Below are 13,721 nucleotides of genomic sequence, written 5' to 3'. Positions count from 1 at the left end.
GCATGTTAAGCGTTTTTGATATCTTTAAAATAGGTATTGGACCTTCTTCTTCACATACAGTTGGACCAATGCGGATCACCAGTCGGATCATGCAGGAAGTTGCTGAACTTGGTTTGATGGATCAGGTTTCGCGTTGCGTGATTGAGCTGCAGGGGTCTTTGGCGCTGACAGGGGTAGGGCACGGATCTGACAAGGCGGCAATTTTAGGATTGATGGGTGCTGAGCCTGATAGCGTTGATCCTGATTGGGCAGAAAAAGCATTTCAAGATGTGAAGGTAAGCAATCGGCTGACACTGCCAAATGGTAAGAGCATCAAGTTTATACCAAAGCGTGACGTGGACATGCGCGGGGATATCGTACCCTTGTTGCACCCTAATGGGATGAAGGTGACAATTTTGAATGCGACAGGCGATTATCTGCTGGTGCGCACTTTCTATTCTGTGGGGGGCGGATTTATCGCAAGTGAGGCTCAGTTAAATGCTCCTGCAAAAGATGATCTAATCTTGGGTACAGGGACGGGAGAATTTAGTTTCCACTCGGGCGCTGAATTGGTTGAGAAATGCCAAGCCAACGATATGACGATTGCACAAGTTTTACTGGCCAATGAAGATGCACAACGCAGCAGAGAAGAAACAGATAAAAAGCTGTATGAAATCTGGGCAGCAATGGATGGCTGTATTGAGCGCGGGATAAGCCAGCAAGGCGTATTGCCGGGCGGATTAAAGGTGCAGCGTCGCGCTGCAAAGCTATATCGCACATTGAAGGAAAACCCTGGCTCGAATGAGCGAGAATTATTGTTTGATTGGCTCAATGTATTTGCCATGGCGGTGAATGAAGAAAATGCGGCTGGCGGGCGTGTTGTAACCTCACCGACAAATGGAGCTGCGGGAATTATTCCCGCCGTTATCAAACATTATTGTGCTGAAGAAGGTTGGGAAGAGGCAGATTGTTATTCTACCGGACGTATTGGAAAATTCCTGCTGACGTCTGCTGCGATTGGCATTTTATATAAACAGCGCGCCTCAATCTCTGGTGCTGAAATGGGGTGTCAAGGTGAGGTGGGGGTTGCGTGTTCTATGGCTGCTGCTGGTTTGGCGGCGGTCTGGGAGGCAACACCGCAACAAGTGAGTGATGCAGCTGAGATCGGCATGGAGCATAATCTAGGACTTACGTGTGACCCTGTGGGCGGATTAGTGCAAATACCTTGTATTGAACGCAATGCAATGGGGGCCGTGAAGGCTGCAAATGCTGCACGTTTGGCATTGCGGGCAGTCGATGCGCCCAAAGTGACGCTGGATCAGGTGATTGAGACAATGCGTCAAACAGGCTTGGATATGTCTTCAAAATATAAAGAGACTAGTTTGGGCGGCTTGGCTGTGACGGTTCCCGTGAATGTTGTGGAGTGTTAGGCGGTTTATAGTTTTCGACGCATTCCTTGCGGCGTAATTCTTGTAACTCTTTCCACTGTTTACGTAATACAGGCACGCGTTGCGTGAATTTGGTTTCCATAATCGCTAGCTTATCGACCCTATCTGTGCGGAAGGTGCGGAAGTCTTCGCGTTTTTCGCACCAAGCGCATATGAAGCGAGCGCTTTCAGAATAGGCCACGAGGAAGGGCCAAATTACGCGTGAGACGGTTTCCTCTTTTTCATTTGTGTAAACAAGATCAAGTTTCTTTTGCTCTCGGATAGCTCGCCGGATTATAGACACATCGCAGGTATCTTCACGCACAAAGGAAAATTGTACTGGCGCAACACCGCTTTCATGTACGATGGATTTTAAACGGTCTGGCATGACGAGCGCGATTTTGGCGAGCAGGTCTTCTGCGCCGCGTTTCAAATCAGGGTCTGAGCGCATAGCCACCCAGCGTGCGCCTAAAACCGCAGCTTCCAGCTCATCGGCTGTCAGCATAAGCGGGGGCATATCGTAATCACCTGATAGCACATATCCAAGACCTGCTTCGCCCTCAACGGGGACGCGTTGGGCTTGTAGCTCGACTATGTCGCGATAGATTGTGCGCAGAGAAGTGCCGAGTTCTTCAGCGAGCTCTTTTCCGCGAACTGGGCGGCGGTTGCGGCGGAGTATTTGAATAATTTGAAAGAGGCGTTCGGTACGGCGCATAATAAATACTCTGATGACAGGCTGCTGACATTTTTTTGCACATTGCTATGTTTTTCTGGTCACTTCAATGACGTTGGGTAAAACATTTGAATATGTTGGGAGAATAATGATGGTGCAGTTGTTTGGATGGGGACCGGCTTTTGGGTGTCATTCGCCTAGCCCCTATGTGATGAAATCTATGATGCAATTAGATATGCTAGGGGTGGCGTATACCACGCATATAGCAGATTTAGAGGAGGCACCTTATCAAAAGGCCCCTTATGTCAAAGTGGATGGAAAGATTGTTGCGGATTCCGCTTTCATTCGGCGCTATTTTGAAAACAAACTTGGCAAAGATTTGGATGAAGGGCTGAGCAAAGCTGAACGTGCTACAGCATGGGCACTAGAGCGTATGGTTGAGAGTGAAATGGGATTGATGCTGCTGCATGAGCGCTGGTTAAAAGACGAGAATTTCGAGCGTGGTCCCGCAATCTTTTTTGCTGATATTCCTGAGGGAATGCGGGCACCGATTATAGAAGATGTGCTGGGCAAATTGGCGATGCGGGTGGATATGCAGGGCTTATCTCGATTTCCTGAAAGTGATCGCGTAATTTTATTTGAGAATGCTGTGCGCGCTTTGTCTGATTTTTTGGACGATAAAGAATATATGTTTGGGGATAGACTGACGGCGGTTGATGCGACCACATATAGCTTTGTGCATAGCTGTATGAGCGATATTTTTGTCTCGCCCATGCGCGATGTAATCTTGGGATATGATAATCTAATCGCATATGAAAAACGCGTAGGTCAGTGCTGTTTCAATACGAATAAATGGGCTGCCGAATAAACCGATTTTGAAAAGATATTTGTGGTGGTGAGGGCTGGGTGCGCCTCACCTCCACGAAGTTATCAGCTGCTAGCCGCAAAGGGTTTGAGGCTACATTTTCCGGCGGCAAAATCAGCAATTTGCTGTGTGCTTTTCTTATCAACCAAGTCAGAGAAAGCACGTAATTTAGCGAGATTAATTCGGAGCTTGAAGGGTTCCCAATGTTCATGACCAGAGAATGAATAGTCTAGGTAATCTTCTTTATTTAGCACTTTGCGATGCGCGTCATGGAGGGTGAGGTCGCATGTGTTTGCGTAGTCACCATCTATTTTTACATTGTCGAGCAAAACATAATTAGGCGTCTCAGCTAAACAGGTATTGTGATACCACATTTTATTGCCCAATAGAGGTAGGGTGAGGCTGAAGCCTAATTTCTCATACTCACCTTTTTTCAGCAATTGCTTATTCTTGAGACTGGATTTTGAAGTCATTGAGAGGGTGGCGATGTATTTCTTTAGCGGTGTTTTAATCGATGGAGGATCATTGAGCACTTCTGCAGGGGTTGCGGTAATCGTCACCGTTTGGCGATGCAGTTCACTGCCGGGATAGTATTCACCAATGCTAATGTTTGCTTGAAATGAGCCTTCTTCGAGGGAAGTTTCACAGGTTTGCGGATTGGCTTTTGAGTCTTCTGCGAATGCTGAGAAGGCAGGTATCGTTAGCATTGTCGCAATCATTAAGCTGGTGCGAAGAATAGGGAAATGTGGAGATTTCATAACTGACCTCAATGCGAAGATTTGTACTCTAATAAGCTTTTGTTTTCTTAGGTAACACAGAATGCTACATGTTAAAGTCAGAACTGAGGCGAATTGGGGATGAGTTTGAGGGCAAATTGGTCCGTTTTGCTTGACATTGGCGACTATTGCTTGTTTATACCGCGCTTCTCACTTTTGTGAGGTATTACGGGTGATGTGTCGCCGCCGTTGTAATCGCGGGCTTCATGAGGAAGTCTGCCGGCTCACGTCTAAATTGAGGTATACTATGTCACGTCGCCATTCAGCGAAGTACAAACTCGATCGCCGCGTAGGCGAAAACGTATGGGGTCGCGCTAAATCCCCAATCAACAAACGTCAATCACGTCCAGGTCAGCACGGTGCCGCTCGTCGTAGCAAGCTATCTGACTTTGGTGTGCACTTGATGGCTAAACAGAAGCTTAAAGGCCACTACGGTGATATCACTGAGAAACAGTTCCGTCGTACATACGATGAAGCTGCTCGCCGTAAAGGTAACGCTGCTGAGAACTTGATTGGTCTACTTGAGTCCCGTTTGGATGCTCTTGTTTACCGCGCGAAATTCGTACCAACTATCTTTGCTGCACGTCAGTTCGTGAACCACGGTCACGTGACTGTAAACGGCAAAAAAGCAAACGTGCCTTCTATGCGTTTGCGTCCAGGTGATGTTGTTCAGATTAAAGAAAAGTCCCGTTCTATGGCGCTTGTTCTTGAAGCTCTTGGTTCTGCTGAGCGTGATATTCCTGACTACATCGACGTTGAGCCTAAAGCTATGACAGCGACATACATTCGCTTGCCAGCTCTTGCAGACGTACCATACGCTTGTCGTATGGAGCCAAACTTGGTTGTTGAGTACTACTCATCTTAATAAATTTAGTCTGACTAATGTGTTGGTCAGATTGATTTATATATGTTTTGATAAAACCCCCGTGGATCATCTGCGGGGGTTTTGTTGTTAAGGGCCTAGACGTGCTCAATCTGTATCGAAATTTATGGGGAAATAATGTTTAACCGACCGAGTATTGAAGAGATTCAAGATGCAACGCTGGCAAAGCCGGGTTCAAAGATTGATCTGAAAGAATATCCAACACACGGGAAGGTTTTTTTTGCAGATAAAGCTGAGGCCAAGCGTTCGCTAAAAGAGGATGCGCTGGCAATAGATGAATTGCAGGAGCGCCTTTATGCTGAGAAGTCTCAAAGCTTACTCGTTGTGTTTCAGGGTATAGATACGTCTGGAAAAGACGGCACGACAAAAGCTGTGTTTTCTCAGACATCTCCATTGGGTATGCGTGTGCACGCTTTTGGGAAGCCGTCCGCAAATGAGCTGGATCGTGATTACCTTTGGCGCATTCATCGCGATATGCCGCGCAAAGGTGAGATTACCGTCTTTAATCGTTCGCACTATGAGGATGTTTTAGTTGGACGTGTGCGTAATCTGGCACCTAAGGATCAAATTGAAGAGCGCTATGAGCAAATCAATAATTTTGAAAAGCATCTGACTCAAAACGGTGTCACAATTATCAAGCTCATGCTGCATATATCACGAGAAACGCAGGGTGAACGTTTGCTTGAGCGTCTGGAAGTTCCTGAAAAACGATGGAAATTTAATCCGGGTGATTTGGAAGACCGCAAATTGTGGGATGATTATCAAGATGCCTATCAATTGGCGGTGGAGCGGTGCTCTACAGAATATGCGCCTTGGTATATCGTACCGAGTGATAGCCGCGCCCGCCGCAAAGCGACTGCTGCGCGCTTAGTGCGCGGTGCTTTAGAAAAAATGGACCCTAAAATTCCAGATCCTGGCTACCGTCCGGAGCAGTTTGATATCGGTTAAGCGGGTTTGGATTAGGGCTTGACGTATTTATTGAAAAACGATATTTGTAGTTATCGTTTTTCAATAAGGTGTGAGTATGAGCATTCTAAAATTCGCGGCTATTTTACCGGTAGCGGTATTGGCGACAGGTTGCATTAATGTGCAGGCTAATGGGCATGGTGATTATGGTTTTTATGATGCTGCTTCAGTGCAGGGAGCAGTCATTGCCAATGACGAAATTCACGTAACTGTTTCTTCAAATGGCTGCACCGATAAGTCATTTATTGATGCAGATGTTGAGCGTGATGGGCGTGATCATTTTGAAGTGGAATTTGAGCGCATTCGTGATGATCACTGCAAGGCGCTAAGGCCAGAGGGCGAAACTTTAACTTATAGTTTTCAAGAGCTTGGCATTCCTACGGGAGCAAGTGTGGAGATTAGAAATCAAGTACGAAAATAGCTAATAGATTTAGATATTTGTACGGAATGACCCTAACTTTACAAGCTGCTTTGAATGTCTGCCTCTATGCAAAAGCAGCTTGTGCTTCTTCTATCCAATCATACACTTCTTCATGATCAAGTGGTCCAGAATTTTGGGCGATACGCGCGCCATCTTTTGTTTTGAGGAATGACGTTGCTGATTGGAATAGGTCTCTTGAACTACTTTCAGCAAGATCCTCAACGCAGCGAATACCCGCACCCACAAGAATTTGCGCATCGTGTACGCGTAGACTTGGCATGTCTATCATGAGAAGGGCTTGATCTTGCCAATCTATCAGCGCAGTAGGGCTCATATACCCGCCGCCCAATTTAGCAGAAAGCTCTTTGGCTTTGGCTGTGATAAAGTCTCCAACTGTGTGAATGCCCACATTTTTCATACGCGCAGCTGTTTTCTTCCCGATGGAAGGTGCATCTACAATGGGGGATTCATTGGTAAGCGGCTCGCGACGAGAGCCGTTTCTTGGCGCATCGTCCTCATCGTCACTGTCATTATTATCAGTAATTTCAACGCTTGAAGCAGACTTATCCTCAAGGTCTTCATAGTCGTTAGCTGTGTAGACAGTTTCTGAGTTGGATGTGTCTGTTTCTTCTTCTTCGGCCCAAGATTGGCGGAGTGCCTCAAGCGCGTCAAAGGATTTTGCGGTTTCCTCTTTAGCGGGGGCGGGCGCGTTACTCGCTGCTTTTACTCTGAATTTTGGTTTCTCAGATTGCGTCGCTTTTGCAGGCTCAGAAGTTTTCCCTGCTTGTGTAGAGGCTTGTTTTTGTTCAGCTTCTCTTTGATTTGCCGTGTTGTGCGCAGCTTCTAAAAGTGCAGCAGCTTCGGCGGATTCAGCATCATTATTTTGAGCGCGTAAGCGTTTCTTTTCATTCTGCTTTTCAGCTTGTTCTGCAAGTTTTGCAGCTTTGGCTTCTTCAGCAGCTTTTAGCTTTTCGGCTTTTGCGGCTTGAGCTTCACGGTCAGTTTTTTCTTTTAATTCAATGGCTTCTAGACGTGCTTTTTCTTCAGCTTCGGCCTTCGCGCGCGCTTCGGCTTCCTTATTGGCTTTGGCTTGGGCTGCGGCTTCTAACTTGGCTTGGGCAGCAGCTTCTTTTTCAGCTTTTGCACGTGCTGCAGCATCAGCCTTTTCTTGAGCAATGCGTTGTTTTTCTGCGGCTTTTGCTTGTTTTGCAGCTTCACGTGCAGCTTTTTTGTCAACTTTCGCAGCAATAGGTGGTGGTGTTTGGGCGAGCTCTGCAATGGCAGCTACGTCCACGTTGGGTGCTTCTGCTTGAGGCGTGTTCGCCGGCTGCGCAGGTGCTGGTGCTTGCGTGCGTGGTGGCTGTTGTTGAGCTGGAGTTGGGCTGTTTGCTACTTGCTGCCGCTCTTGAGGACGCGCGCTAACTGCTTGCGCCATAGGTGCAGGAGAGGAGCCTGTGCGAGCAACATGTTTCTCTCCGATTTTACGCATGCGTTGCGCATCGAGCTCTTTGAGCGGTATGCGCAAAACTTGCTGTGCGTGCAATTTGCGAATTTGCTTGTCATCATCAGGTAATTTTTTGATCACCTTACCCGTGGTGGTCAGCTCTTTATACATGGCAGACACGATGCGGCGATCACTTGCATCCTCTAGCTTGCTGGTGATCCAGCGTATTGGGATGTCCAATGTGGAAAGGAAACCATGTAGAGTGAGGCTAGATTTGGGTGGCACAACGCCTGCTTCTTCAAATGCGCGCGTATAAATAGCGGCAAGGCCAGATGTGGCATAGGCAACAAGATCAGCTATGACATCAAGAAGCGTATCGTCGAGACCTTCTTCAGGTACTTTCGCACCGGCATCTATATTATAGTGGTCTAGAAAAGTTTGATAATGTGGGTGAGATTTCTCTGCACCTGCGCGCACCATGTCAGAGACGAAGCCTGCGCCTTCACCAGTTGGAACAGTGGGGTAGCCCTTAGCTTCAATGCGGCGCAAAATTTCATCGCGTGATTTTGCAATAGACCATTCAACAGCGCGGTGAATTGCGCCTTCTTCTTCGGTTTGACCAGTATGGAAGGGTTGAATGGGATCAGCGTAATAATGGCTCATAACGCCAAGCGCGTAAGCGGCGTCAGACCATTTTTTTGCCTTTAATGCCATAACGGATTTCGCATACCATTCTAGCGCTGCATCGCGTGCGCCACCCCATTCACCTTCGGAGATGTGAAGAACGTGGTTTTTGAAATCTTTAAACTCTGCATCAGGTGCTTTAGCACCTTTGAGCAGGTCATCATGCATGACAAGTAAATGATCATGCCATTCTTGGGCATTCTCGCCTTTTAATAGGGTAAGCGCGCTGATCGCTATGTGATGGTGAGTCGAGCGACAACGATGAGCACTAATGACGCGGAATAAAAGAGAGGTCATATTTGCTTCCCTGACTAAATGGGTAAATCAAGCACGAAATTGTGATAAATTTAGCTATTCTAATTAACCATTTTGGCTGCGATATGGTTACTAGAGCGTAAATAGAGGTGTTAATTTTCGTTACTGAGGGTTAATTTTTGCCATGAGAAAAGTTACAACTCTTAGCTGAAAGATCGTATGCAAAGTGCGAGAATGGGCGTAAATGCGTTGAATTTATTTCAGTGAATACGCTATGAGAGTATTAATATTTCAATGATTGCAATTGCTTGCATGCGTGGTCATGCCATTTGGCACCATACACATGTGTTAAAAAATCCGCTCAAATGAATGAGCGGATTTTTTTAGATTTAACAGGCGTGAAGCCTTAGTGTTTTTCTGGTGGTTTGGCCCAAAGGTCATAAAAGTCCGCATCAGTGATTTCAGCTTTTACAATCTCACCTACTTTTAGGTTCGGGTAGTTTTCTAGGTGGACAATACCATCAATTTCAGGTGCATCAGCTTTGGTACGACCAATTCCTTCTTGCCCATTTGAATCATCCACAATCACATCTAGCGTGCGTCCAATTTGGGCTTCTGAACGTTCGTGCGAGATTTCTTGCTGTAATTGCATGAAGCGGTGCCAGCGTTCTTCTTTCACTTCTTCGGGAACGTGGTCTGGAAGGTCGTGTGAAACAGCACCTTTTACATCTTCGTATTTGAAACAACCTGCGCGGTCGATGCGAGCTTCTTGCATGAAATCCATCAATTGCTGGAAATCATCTTCTGTTTCACCGGGGAAGCCGACAATGAATGTGGACCGCACAGCAATGTCAGGCACATCGCGGCGCCATTGCTTAATGCGCTCTAGCACTTTGTCTTGCTTGGCTGGGCGTTTCATATTGCGCAACACATTGGGAGAAGCGTGCTGGAAGGGGATATCAATATAGGGAAGGATTTTACCTTCAGCCATCAAAGGAATAACTTTATCCACGTGTGGGTATGGGTAGACATAGTGGAGACGTGTCCACATATCCATTTCGCCTAAGCCTTCACACAAATCTTGGAAACGAGAATCATATTCTTTTTCTTTCCAAGTGCGTTTTTCATATTTGATATCCATGCCGTAAGCGGATGTATCTTGAGAGATCACCAATAGCTCATTTACGCCGGCTTTTTTCAATTGTTCAGCTTCACGCAACACATGGTCGATAGGGCGTGAGGCTAAATCTCCGCGAAGGGCTGGAATGATGCAGAAGGTACAGCGGTTTGAGCAGCCTTCTGAAATTTTCAAATACGCATAGTGGCGCGGAGTTAAACGGATACCGCTTTCAGGCACGAGGCTTTGAAAGGAATTATGTGGCTGTGGGCAATGTGTGTGCACAGCGTCCATCACTTGCTCATATTGAGCTGGGCCTGTGACGGCAAGGACATTGGAATACATTGCTTCGATGACTTCTGGTTCTGCACCTAAGCAGCCAGTGACGATGACGCGTCCATTCTCGTTCAGCGCTTCGCCAATAGCTTCAAGACTTTCGTCTCGTGCGGAATCGAGGAAACCACATGTGTTGACGAGGACAAGGTCTGCCCCCTGATAGTCAGGTGAGATCTGATAGCCTTCGGCACGTAAACGGGTGATGATGCGCTCAGAATCCACAAGGGCTTTGGGGCACCCGAGCGAGACAATCCCGATTTTCGGGGCAACGCCACGTATAGGTGCTTGATCGGTGTTCATTGTGTCGTCCTTGTAGAGCGAGATAGGGGTATAGAGAGGGTGTACATAAGGTGTGAAGCGGAGCCTGACTAGGCTGCACATCTCACAACGCAGTAGAACACATTTCTCAATGTGTGCTGATCAATACAGCAAAAGCTAGGTTTGGGGGAGTGCTAACGTTTATTTGAAAAATGGGAAAGCGAATAAATATGGAATTTGCGAGAAACACCGCAAATTATGCAGTTCTCGTGGCTTTAGGGTATCTGATTGGTGAGATGTCGTGGCTTATTCGCGTGTTCAAGATTACATTTGAGCGTCTTCAAGCTCTTCTTGGGGGATATCATCTGCGGGCCTGCGTTGGACAAATTCCAATCCAGCAACAATTCCGTCAACCCAAACAACATTGCAAAGACGCTTTTCGCCGCCCCACATAATGCGAACTTGTTCAGGGAATGAGCGAGCACGTTGGCACGATACGCGTATGCCAGTGGCACTTACATCATTGATGATGCAGGGGTCACTGTCTCCAGCATGATAAAAGATACGAGAGTCACGATATGTAGATTCGCGGTCCGTTACGCGATGCTCTTCTGGCTCGGGTGGAGCCTCTTCAATAGGCTCTGGTGGTTTCTTTGAACCTAGTTTTAGCAGATTCCAGATACCCATAGTTTCTCTCACGATCCTAAGTCTATTTTCGAGCTTTGCGAATAGGCGAGAGATTAACCTCTTAGCCCTAACAAAAGGTAATCATCTATTCACGAATTAAAGTAAGTAGGTTCGTTTTTGAAGTAAATACAGTTAATTTAGGTAAAGAAATGCGATGAATTTTTGAATTATTGTAGGAAAACAGTATATCAAAGAAAAACGGAGCGACCTGAAGTAGAAGGTTGCTCCGTTTATCTGTTAAGGTTTAGCCAATTGTGGCGTGCCTTATGCCTCAGAAGTCAATTCAATGCCTTTTTCTTCTAAGTATTCGCGAAGTTCACCTTGCTCAAACATGTCTTTTACGATGTCGCATCCGCCGACAAATTCGCCTTTGACATAAAGTTGAGGAATTGTTGGCCAGTTTGAGAAGTCCTTAATGCCTTGACGAACTTCTTGGTCCTCAAGCACGTTCATGGAGCCGTATTCTACTCCTAGATAGTTCAGGATTTGGGAAACTGTGGAAGAGAAACCACATTGGGGGAATACAGGAGTACCCTTCATGAAAAGCATGACGTCATTGGAGTTGACGGCGGTCTGGATTTTTTCTTGAGCTGTCATGGGTTTCATGTCCTCAGTGTGAATGTAAGTGTTGTTATTGGAGAGCTAAGTTGATCTTGGTCAAATTTCAAGCGTAGGGGTGCAAGATGCAGCATTTGACCTCAAATGATCAATGCGAGTTGTTGTTGATAGGATAATATCAGCTAAACCGGAGCGGCACACCCATTTTAAGCAATCATCCGCGCTGTATTGCTTTTTCAAGAATGCTTTGCGGTGGGCAATAGCGCGAGCGCTATACCAAAGATCCGCCGGAGCAAGCGAGAGGCGTATACCGCGTGCAGCAGGGGCTAAAGCTTCGATTGCTATAACGCCAAGGTTTTGGGTACGTGCTTTTTCAATGCGGTCTAGGTCTTGTGCGGGCAGGTTTTTGTGAATTGGGGCCATGAGAAGATCGAACACGCCGGATGCAATGGCAGTGTTAAGCTCAGGGCCGCGTCCAGCAATGCCAATGAATTGAAACCATCCGTCGGATTTTAGCTGTTCTAAGTTTTTGAAAAGCTGGGGCGTAAGGTCTTCATTAGATGGACCATGCAGAAAGAAGGCATCTATATGGGGAAGGCGCTCGCGGCTCGCTTTGAGTTGGTGGCTTAGACCTTCTAAGGAAAAGTCTTTCCACATTTTGCGGCCGACACGATGGGTGCCGCCTTTTGTGATGATGAAAGGGCGCGGAAAATGGTGGTCGGCATCACTATGTTTAAGGCCGATCCCGAGGCGTTTTTCTGCCAATCCATTTCCATAGAATGGGGCGGTGTCGAATACACTCACCCCCAATTCGCGGGCGTGTTTGATGAGGTGATTGGCGTGTGCTTCGCCAATTAAAGGCGTTGCAAGTGATCCTGAAACACCATATCCCAAAATGGGTAAGACTGTACCAGTAGCGCCCAATGCTTGCATTGGTAGGTGGAGATTACGGGCGTTATGGTGTGAAGGTATGGACACGTATGACCCTGATCTTAAAGCGCAATTGGTCTGATGTGTTACTTAGGTGCGCGTGTTTTTAGGGCAAGTGCGTGGAGCTGACCATCTGCACCATCCATTGTGCCTTTGAGGGCAGCATAAACAAGTTGGTGTTGGGCAACGCGGGTTTTGCCTATGAATTGCTCTGATACGATTTCCGCTTGCCAGTGATTATTATCACCTGCAAGGTCTGTGAGAATAATCTCCGCGTCGGGAAAACCTTCGCGTAGATATCCGAGCAGTTCATCATGTGCCATAGCCATTTGCATTATCCCTGAAATTTATTCCGGTTTCCTATTCTCATTAGAGCATTGCTGCATGTGTTTACAAGGCTAGAGTGTTGAAGCATCTGCATATTCTAGCTGTGTGTGGCGAAGGGAGGCGTATTGCGCCATATTCGGGCTGTATTCGCAGGATAAATGCTGACTAAATATAGGTTGTTTATTTTGAGAGGGACTGAAATGAGCCAGAAACGAGATACGCACCCAACGTTTTCGCGGCGACATTTTGTGGGTTTTGGGGCTGCTGCTACCGTTCTGCTAGGGTGTAGCCAGCCGTCTGACATAGCTGAGGTATCGGTGCGCACCCCAATAGATTTTGATGCGCTTGAGCTGAGGTCGCAGGGTGAGATAGGTGTGGCGGCGATCAACATGGCGACAGGTGAGGTTTTGTCTCATCGGGGCGATCAGCGCTTTGCAATGTGTTCAACATTTAAGTGGTTATTGGGTGCGCTAATCTTGCGTAAAGTTGATCAAGGCGATGAAGACCTTGATCGTTATATCCAATATGCAAAAGAGGACTTGGTGTATCACTCGCCGGAAACAGCGCCGCACGCGGATGGGGCGGGGATGACGATTTCTCAATTGTGTTCGGCGACCATTCGCACAAGTGATAACACCGCTGCGAATTTACTGATTGCATCGCTTGGCGGGCCGGAAGGTTTTACAGCGATGGTGCGTGAACTTGGCGATGAGGTAACGCGTTTGGATCGGTTGGAGCCCGCGCTTAATGAAAATGCACCAAATGATCCGCGTGATACTACAACGCCATTGGCTATGCTTGGGCTTATGCAAGCCTGTTTGTTTGGCGATGTATTAAAAGATGGATCACGCAAAACGCTGCATGGCTGGATGATTTTGGCAAATACGGGATTGGATCGTTTGCGCGCTGGATTTCCTGCGGGCTGGCTTGCGGGTGATAAAACCGGAACCAGTTCTAACCGTGCAAATAATGATGTGGGGTTTGCAGTGGCACCGGAAGGTTTGGCGCAAGGGCCGATTATTGTTGTGAGCTTTACAAATGTGCCCAACCCAACAGATTCGGCGGCAAATAGCATTCATGCTGCAATTGCAGAAGATGTATGTGGGGCGCTTATTTAGAGGTTTTAAAAATGCTA

At 47.0% G+C, this 13,721-nt stretch carries 14 protein-coding genes; 6 read left to right on the top strand and 8 right to left on the bottom strand.

Annotated elements, in window-relative coordinates:
- Nucleotides 1-2: 2 nt before the first annotated feature.
- Complete coding sequence (locus tag ACFQS8_RS09015; protein ID WP_382166992.1) at nucleotides 3-1,409, top strand: L-serine ammonia-lyase; 1,407 nt, start codon at nucleotides 3-5, stop codon at nucleotides 1,407-1,409.
- Here ACFQS8_RS09015 and ACFQS8_RS09010 read toward each other — a convergent pair.
- On the bottom strand, nucleotides 1,357-2,121 hold the full coding sequence (locus ACFQS8_RS09010) for a helix-turn-helix transcriptional regulator (RefSeq protein WP_382166991.1): 765 nt from the start codon (nucleotides 2,119-2,121) through the stop codon (nucleotides 1,357-1,359). The two genes, ACFQS8_RS09015 and ACFQS8_RS09010, sit on opposite strands and share 53 nt — an antisense overlap.
- 67 nt (nucleotides 2,122-2,188) lie before the next feature.
- Between ACFQS8_RS09010 and ACFQS8_RS09005 the strand changes: the two genes are divergently transcribed.
- Nucleotides 2,189-2,947, top strand: a complete 759-nt coding sequence (locus ACFQS8_RS09005; RefSeq protein WP_382166990.1) for a glutathione S-transferase family protein — start codon at nucleotides 2,189-2,191, stop codon at nucleotides 2,945-2,947.
- Between the two features lie 62 nt (nucleotides 2,948-3,009).
- Here the strand turns inward: ACFQS8_RS09005 and ACFQS8_RS09000 are convergent, their stop codons facing one another.
- Complete coding sequence (locus tag ACFQS8_RS09000; protein ID WP_382166989.1) at nucleotides 3,010-3,702, bottom strand: hypothetical protein; 693 nt, start codon at nucleotides 3,700-3,702, stop codon at nucleotides 3,010-3,012.
- A 265-nt stretch (nucleotides 3,703-3,967) separates the two neighbouring features.
- Between ACFQS8_RS09000 and rpsD the strand changes: the two genes are divergently transcribed.
- The 3 genes from rpsD (at nucleotide 3,968) to ACFQS8_RS08985 (ending at nucleotide 5,990) form a co-directional block, all read left to right on the top strand.
- On the top strand, nucleotides 3,968-4,585 hold the full coding sequence (gene rpsD, locus ACFQS8_RS08995) for a 30S ribosomal protein S4 (protein ID WP_382166988.1): 618 nt from the start codon (nucleotides 3,968-3,970) through the stop codon (nucleotides 4,583-4,585).
- Nucleotides 4,586-4,720: 135 nt separating this feature from the next.
- On the top strand, nucleotides 4,721-5,551 hold the full coding sequence (locus ACFQS8_RS08990; protein ID WP_382166987.1) for a PPK2 family polyphosphate kinase: 831 nt from the start codon (nucleotides 4,721-4,723) through the stop codon (nucleotides 5,549-5,551).
- Between the two features lie 76 nt (nucleotides 5,552-5,627).
- Nucleotides 5,628-5,990 carry a hypothetical protein gene (locus ACFQS8_RS08985; RefSeq protein WP_382166986.1) on the top strand — a complete coding sequence of 121 codons (363 nt, stop codon included), beginning with the start codon at nucleotides 5,628-5,630 and terminating at the stop codon, nucleotides 5,988-5,990.
- Nucleotides 5,991-6,054: 64 nt separating this feature from the next.
- On the opposite strand, the gene ACFQS8_RS08980 is transcribed toward ACFQS8_RS08985, so the two are convergent.
- The 6 genes from ACFQS8_RS08980 to ACFQS8_RS08955 all read right to left on the bottom strand — a co-directional run bounded on the left by ACFQS8_RS08980 (nucleotide 6,055) and on the right by ACFQS8_RS08955 (nucleotide 12,588).
- On the bottom strand, nucleotides 6,055-8,415 hold the full coding sequence (locus ACFQS8_RS08980; RefSeq protein WP_382166985.1) for a DUF4332 domain-containing protein: 2,361 nt from the start codon (nucleotides 8,413-8,415) through the stop codon (nucleotides 6,055-6,057).
- Between the two features lie 364 nt (nucleotides 8,416-8,779).
- A complete protein-coding gene (gene rimO, locus ACFQS8_RS08975) occupies nucleotides 8,780-10,126 on the bottom strand; it encodes a 30S ribosomal protein S12 methylthiotransferase RimO (RefSeq protein ID WP_382166984.1) in 1,347 nt (448 codons plus the stop codon).
- Between the two features lie 282 nt (nucleotides 10,127-10,408).
- Complete coding sequence (locus tag ACFQS8_RS08970; RefSeq protein ID WP_382166983.1) at nucleotides 10,409-10,771, bottom strand: hypothetical protein; 363 nt, start codon at nucleotides 10,769-10,771, stop codon at nucleotides 10,409-10,411.
- A gap of 264 nt (nucleotides 10,772-11,035) precedes the next feature.
- Entirely contained in the window at nucleotides 11,036-11,368 is a 333-nt protein-coding gene (gene grxD / locus ACFQS8_RS08965) for a Grx4 family monothiol glutaredoxin (RefSeq protein WP_382166982.1), read from the bottom strand.
- Nucleotides 11,369-11,428: 60 nt separating this feature from the next.
- A complete protein-coding gene (locus tag ACFQS8_RS08960) occupies nucleotides 11,429-12,307 on the bottom strand; it encodes an aldo/keto reductase (protein WP_382166981.1) in 879 nt (292 codons plus the stop codon).
- A gap of 38 nt (nucleotides 12,308-12,345) precedes the next feature.
- A complete protein-coding gene (locus ACFQS8_RS08955; RefSeq protein ID WP_382166980.1) occupies nucleotides 12,346-12,588 on the bottom strand; it encodes a BolA/IbaG family iron-sulfur metabolism protein in 243 nt (80 codons plus the stop codon).
- A 198-nt stretch (nucleotides 12,589-12,786) separates the two neighbouring features.
- Here ACFQS8_RS08955 and bla point away from each other — a divergent pair, with 198 nt between their 5' ends.
- Nucleotides 12,787-13,704, top strand: coding sequence for a class A beta-lactamase (bla, locus tag ACFQS8_RS08950; protein WP_382166979.1), 918 nt, complete (start codon nucleotides 12,787-12,789; stop codon nucleotides 13,702-13,704).
- Nucleotides 13,705-13,721 lie beyond the last annotated feature (17 nt).

Source organism: Hirschia litorea (assembly GCF_042665075.1).
GTDB classification, from domain to species: Bacteria; Pseudomonadota; Alphaproteobacteria; order Caulobacterales; family Hyphomonadaceae; genus Hirschia; species Hirschia litorea.
Note: the sequence above shows the minus strand (reverse complement) of the source record. Positions and strands in the feature narration are given on the sequence as shown.

What these genes read in the sequence shown, in the direction of transcription:
- ACFQS8_RS09015 (WP_382166992.1), top strand. Translation starts at nt 3, where the DNA reads ATGTTAAGCGTTTTTGATATCTTTAAAATAGGTATTGGACCTTCTTCT.
- ACFQS8_RS09010 (WP_382166991.1), bottom strand. Translation starts at nt 2,121, where the DNA reads ATGCGCCGTACCGAACGCCTCTTTCAAATTATTCAAATACTCCGCCGC.
- ACFQS8_RS09005 (WP_382166990.1), top strand. Translation starts at nt 2,189, where the DNA reads ATGACGTTGGGTAAAACATTTGAATATGTTGGGAGAATAATGATGGTG.
- ACFQS8_RS09000 (WP_382166989.1), bottom strand. Translation starts at nt 3,702, where the DNA reads ATGAAATCTCCACATTTCCCTATTCTTCGCACCAGCTTAATGATTGCG.
- rpsD (WP_382166988.1), top strand. Translation starts at nt 3,968, where the DNA reads ATGTCACGTCGCCATTCAGCGAAGTACAAACTCGATCGCCGCGTAGGC.
- ACFQS8_RS08990 (WP_382166987.1), top strand. Translation starts at nt 4,721, where the DNA reads ATGTTTAACCGACCGAGTATTGAAGAGATTCAAGATGCAACGCTGGCA.
- ACFQS8_RS08985 (WP_382166986.1), top strand. Translation starts at nt 5,628, where the DNA reads ATGAGCATTCTAAAATTCGCGGCTATTTTACCGGTAGCGGTATTGGCG.
- ACFQS8_RS08980 (WP_382166985.1), bottom strand. Translation starts at nt 8,415, where the DNA reads ATGACCTCTCTTTTATTCCGCGTCATTAGTGCTCATCGTTGTCGCTCG.
- rimO (WP_382166984.1), bottom strand. Translation starts at nt 10,126, where the DNA reads ATGAACACCGATCAAGCACCTATACGTGGCGTTGCCCCGAAAATCGGG.
- ACFQS8_RS08970 (WP_382166983.1), bottom strand. Translation starts at nt 10,771, where the DNA reads ATGGGTATCTGGAATCTGCTAAAACTAGGTTCAAAGAAACCACCAGAG.
- grxD (WP_382166982.1), bottom strand. Translation starts at nt 11,368, where the DNA reads ATGACAGCTCAAGAAAAAATCCAGACCGCCGTCAACTCCAATGACGTC.
- ACFQS8_RS08955 (WP_382166980.1), bottom strand. Translation starts at nt 12,588, where the DNA reads ATGGCTATGGCACATGATGAACTGCTCGGATATCTACGCGAAGGTTTT.
- bla (WP_382166979.1), top strand. Translation starts at nt 12,787, where the DNA reads ATGAGCCAGAAACGAGATACGCACCCAACGTTTTCGCGGCGACATTTT.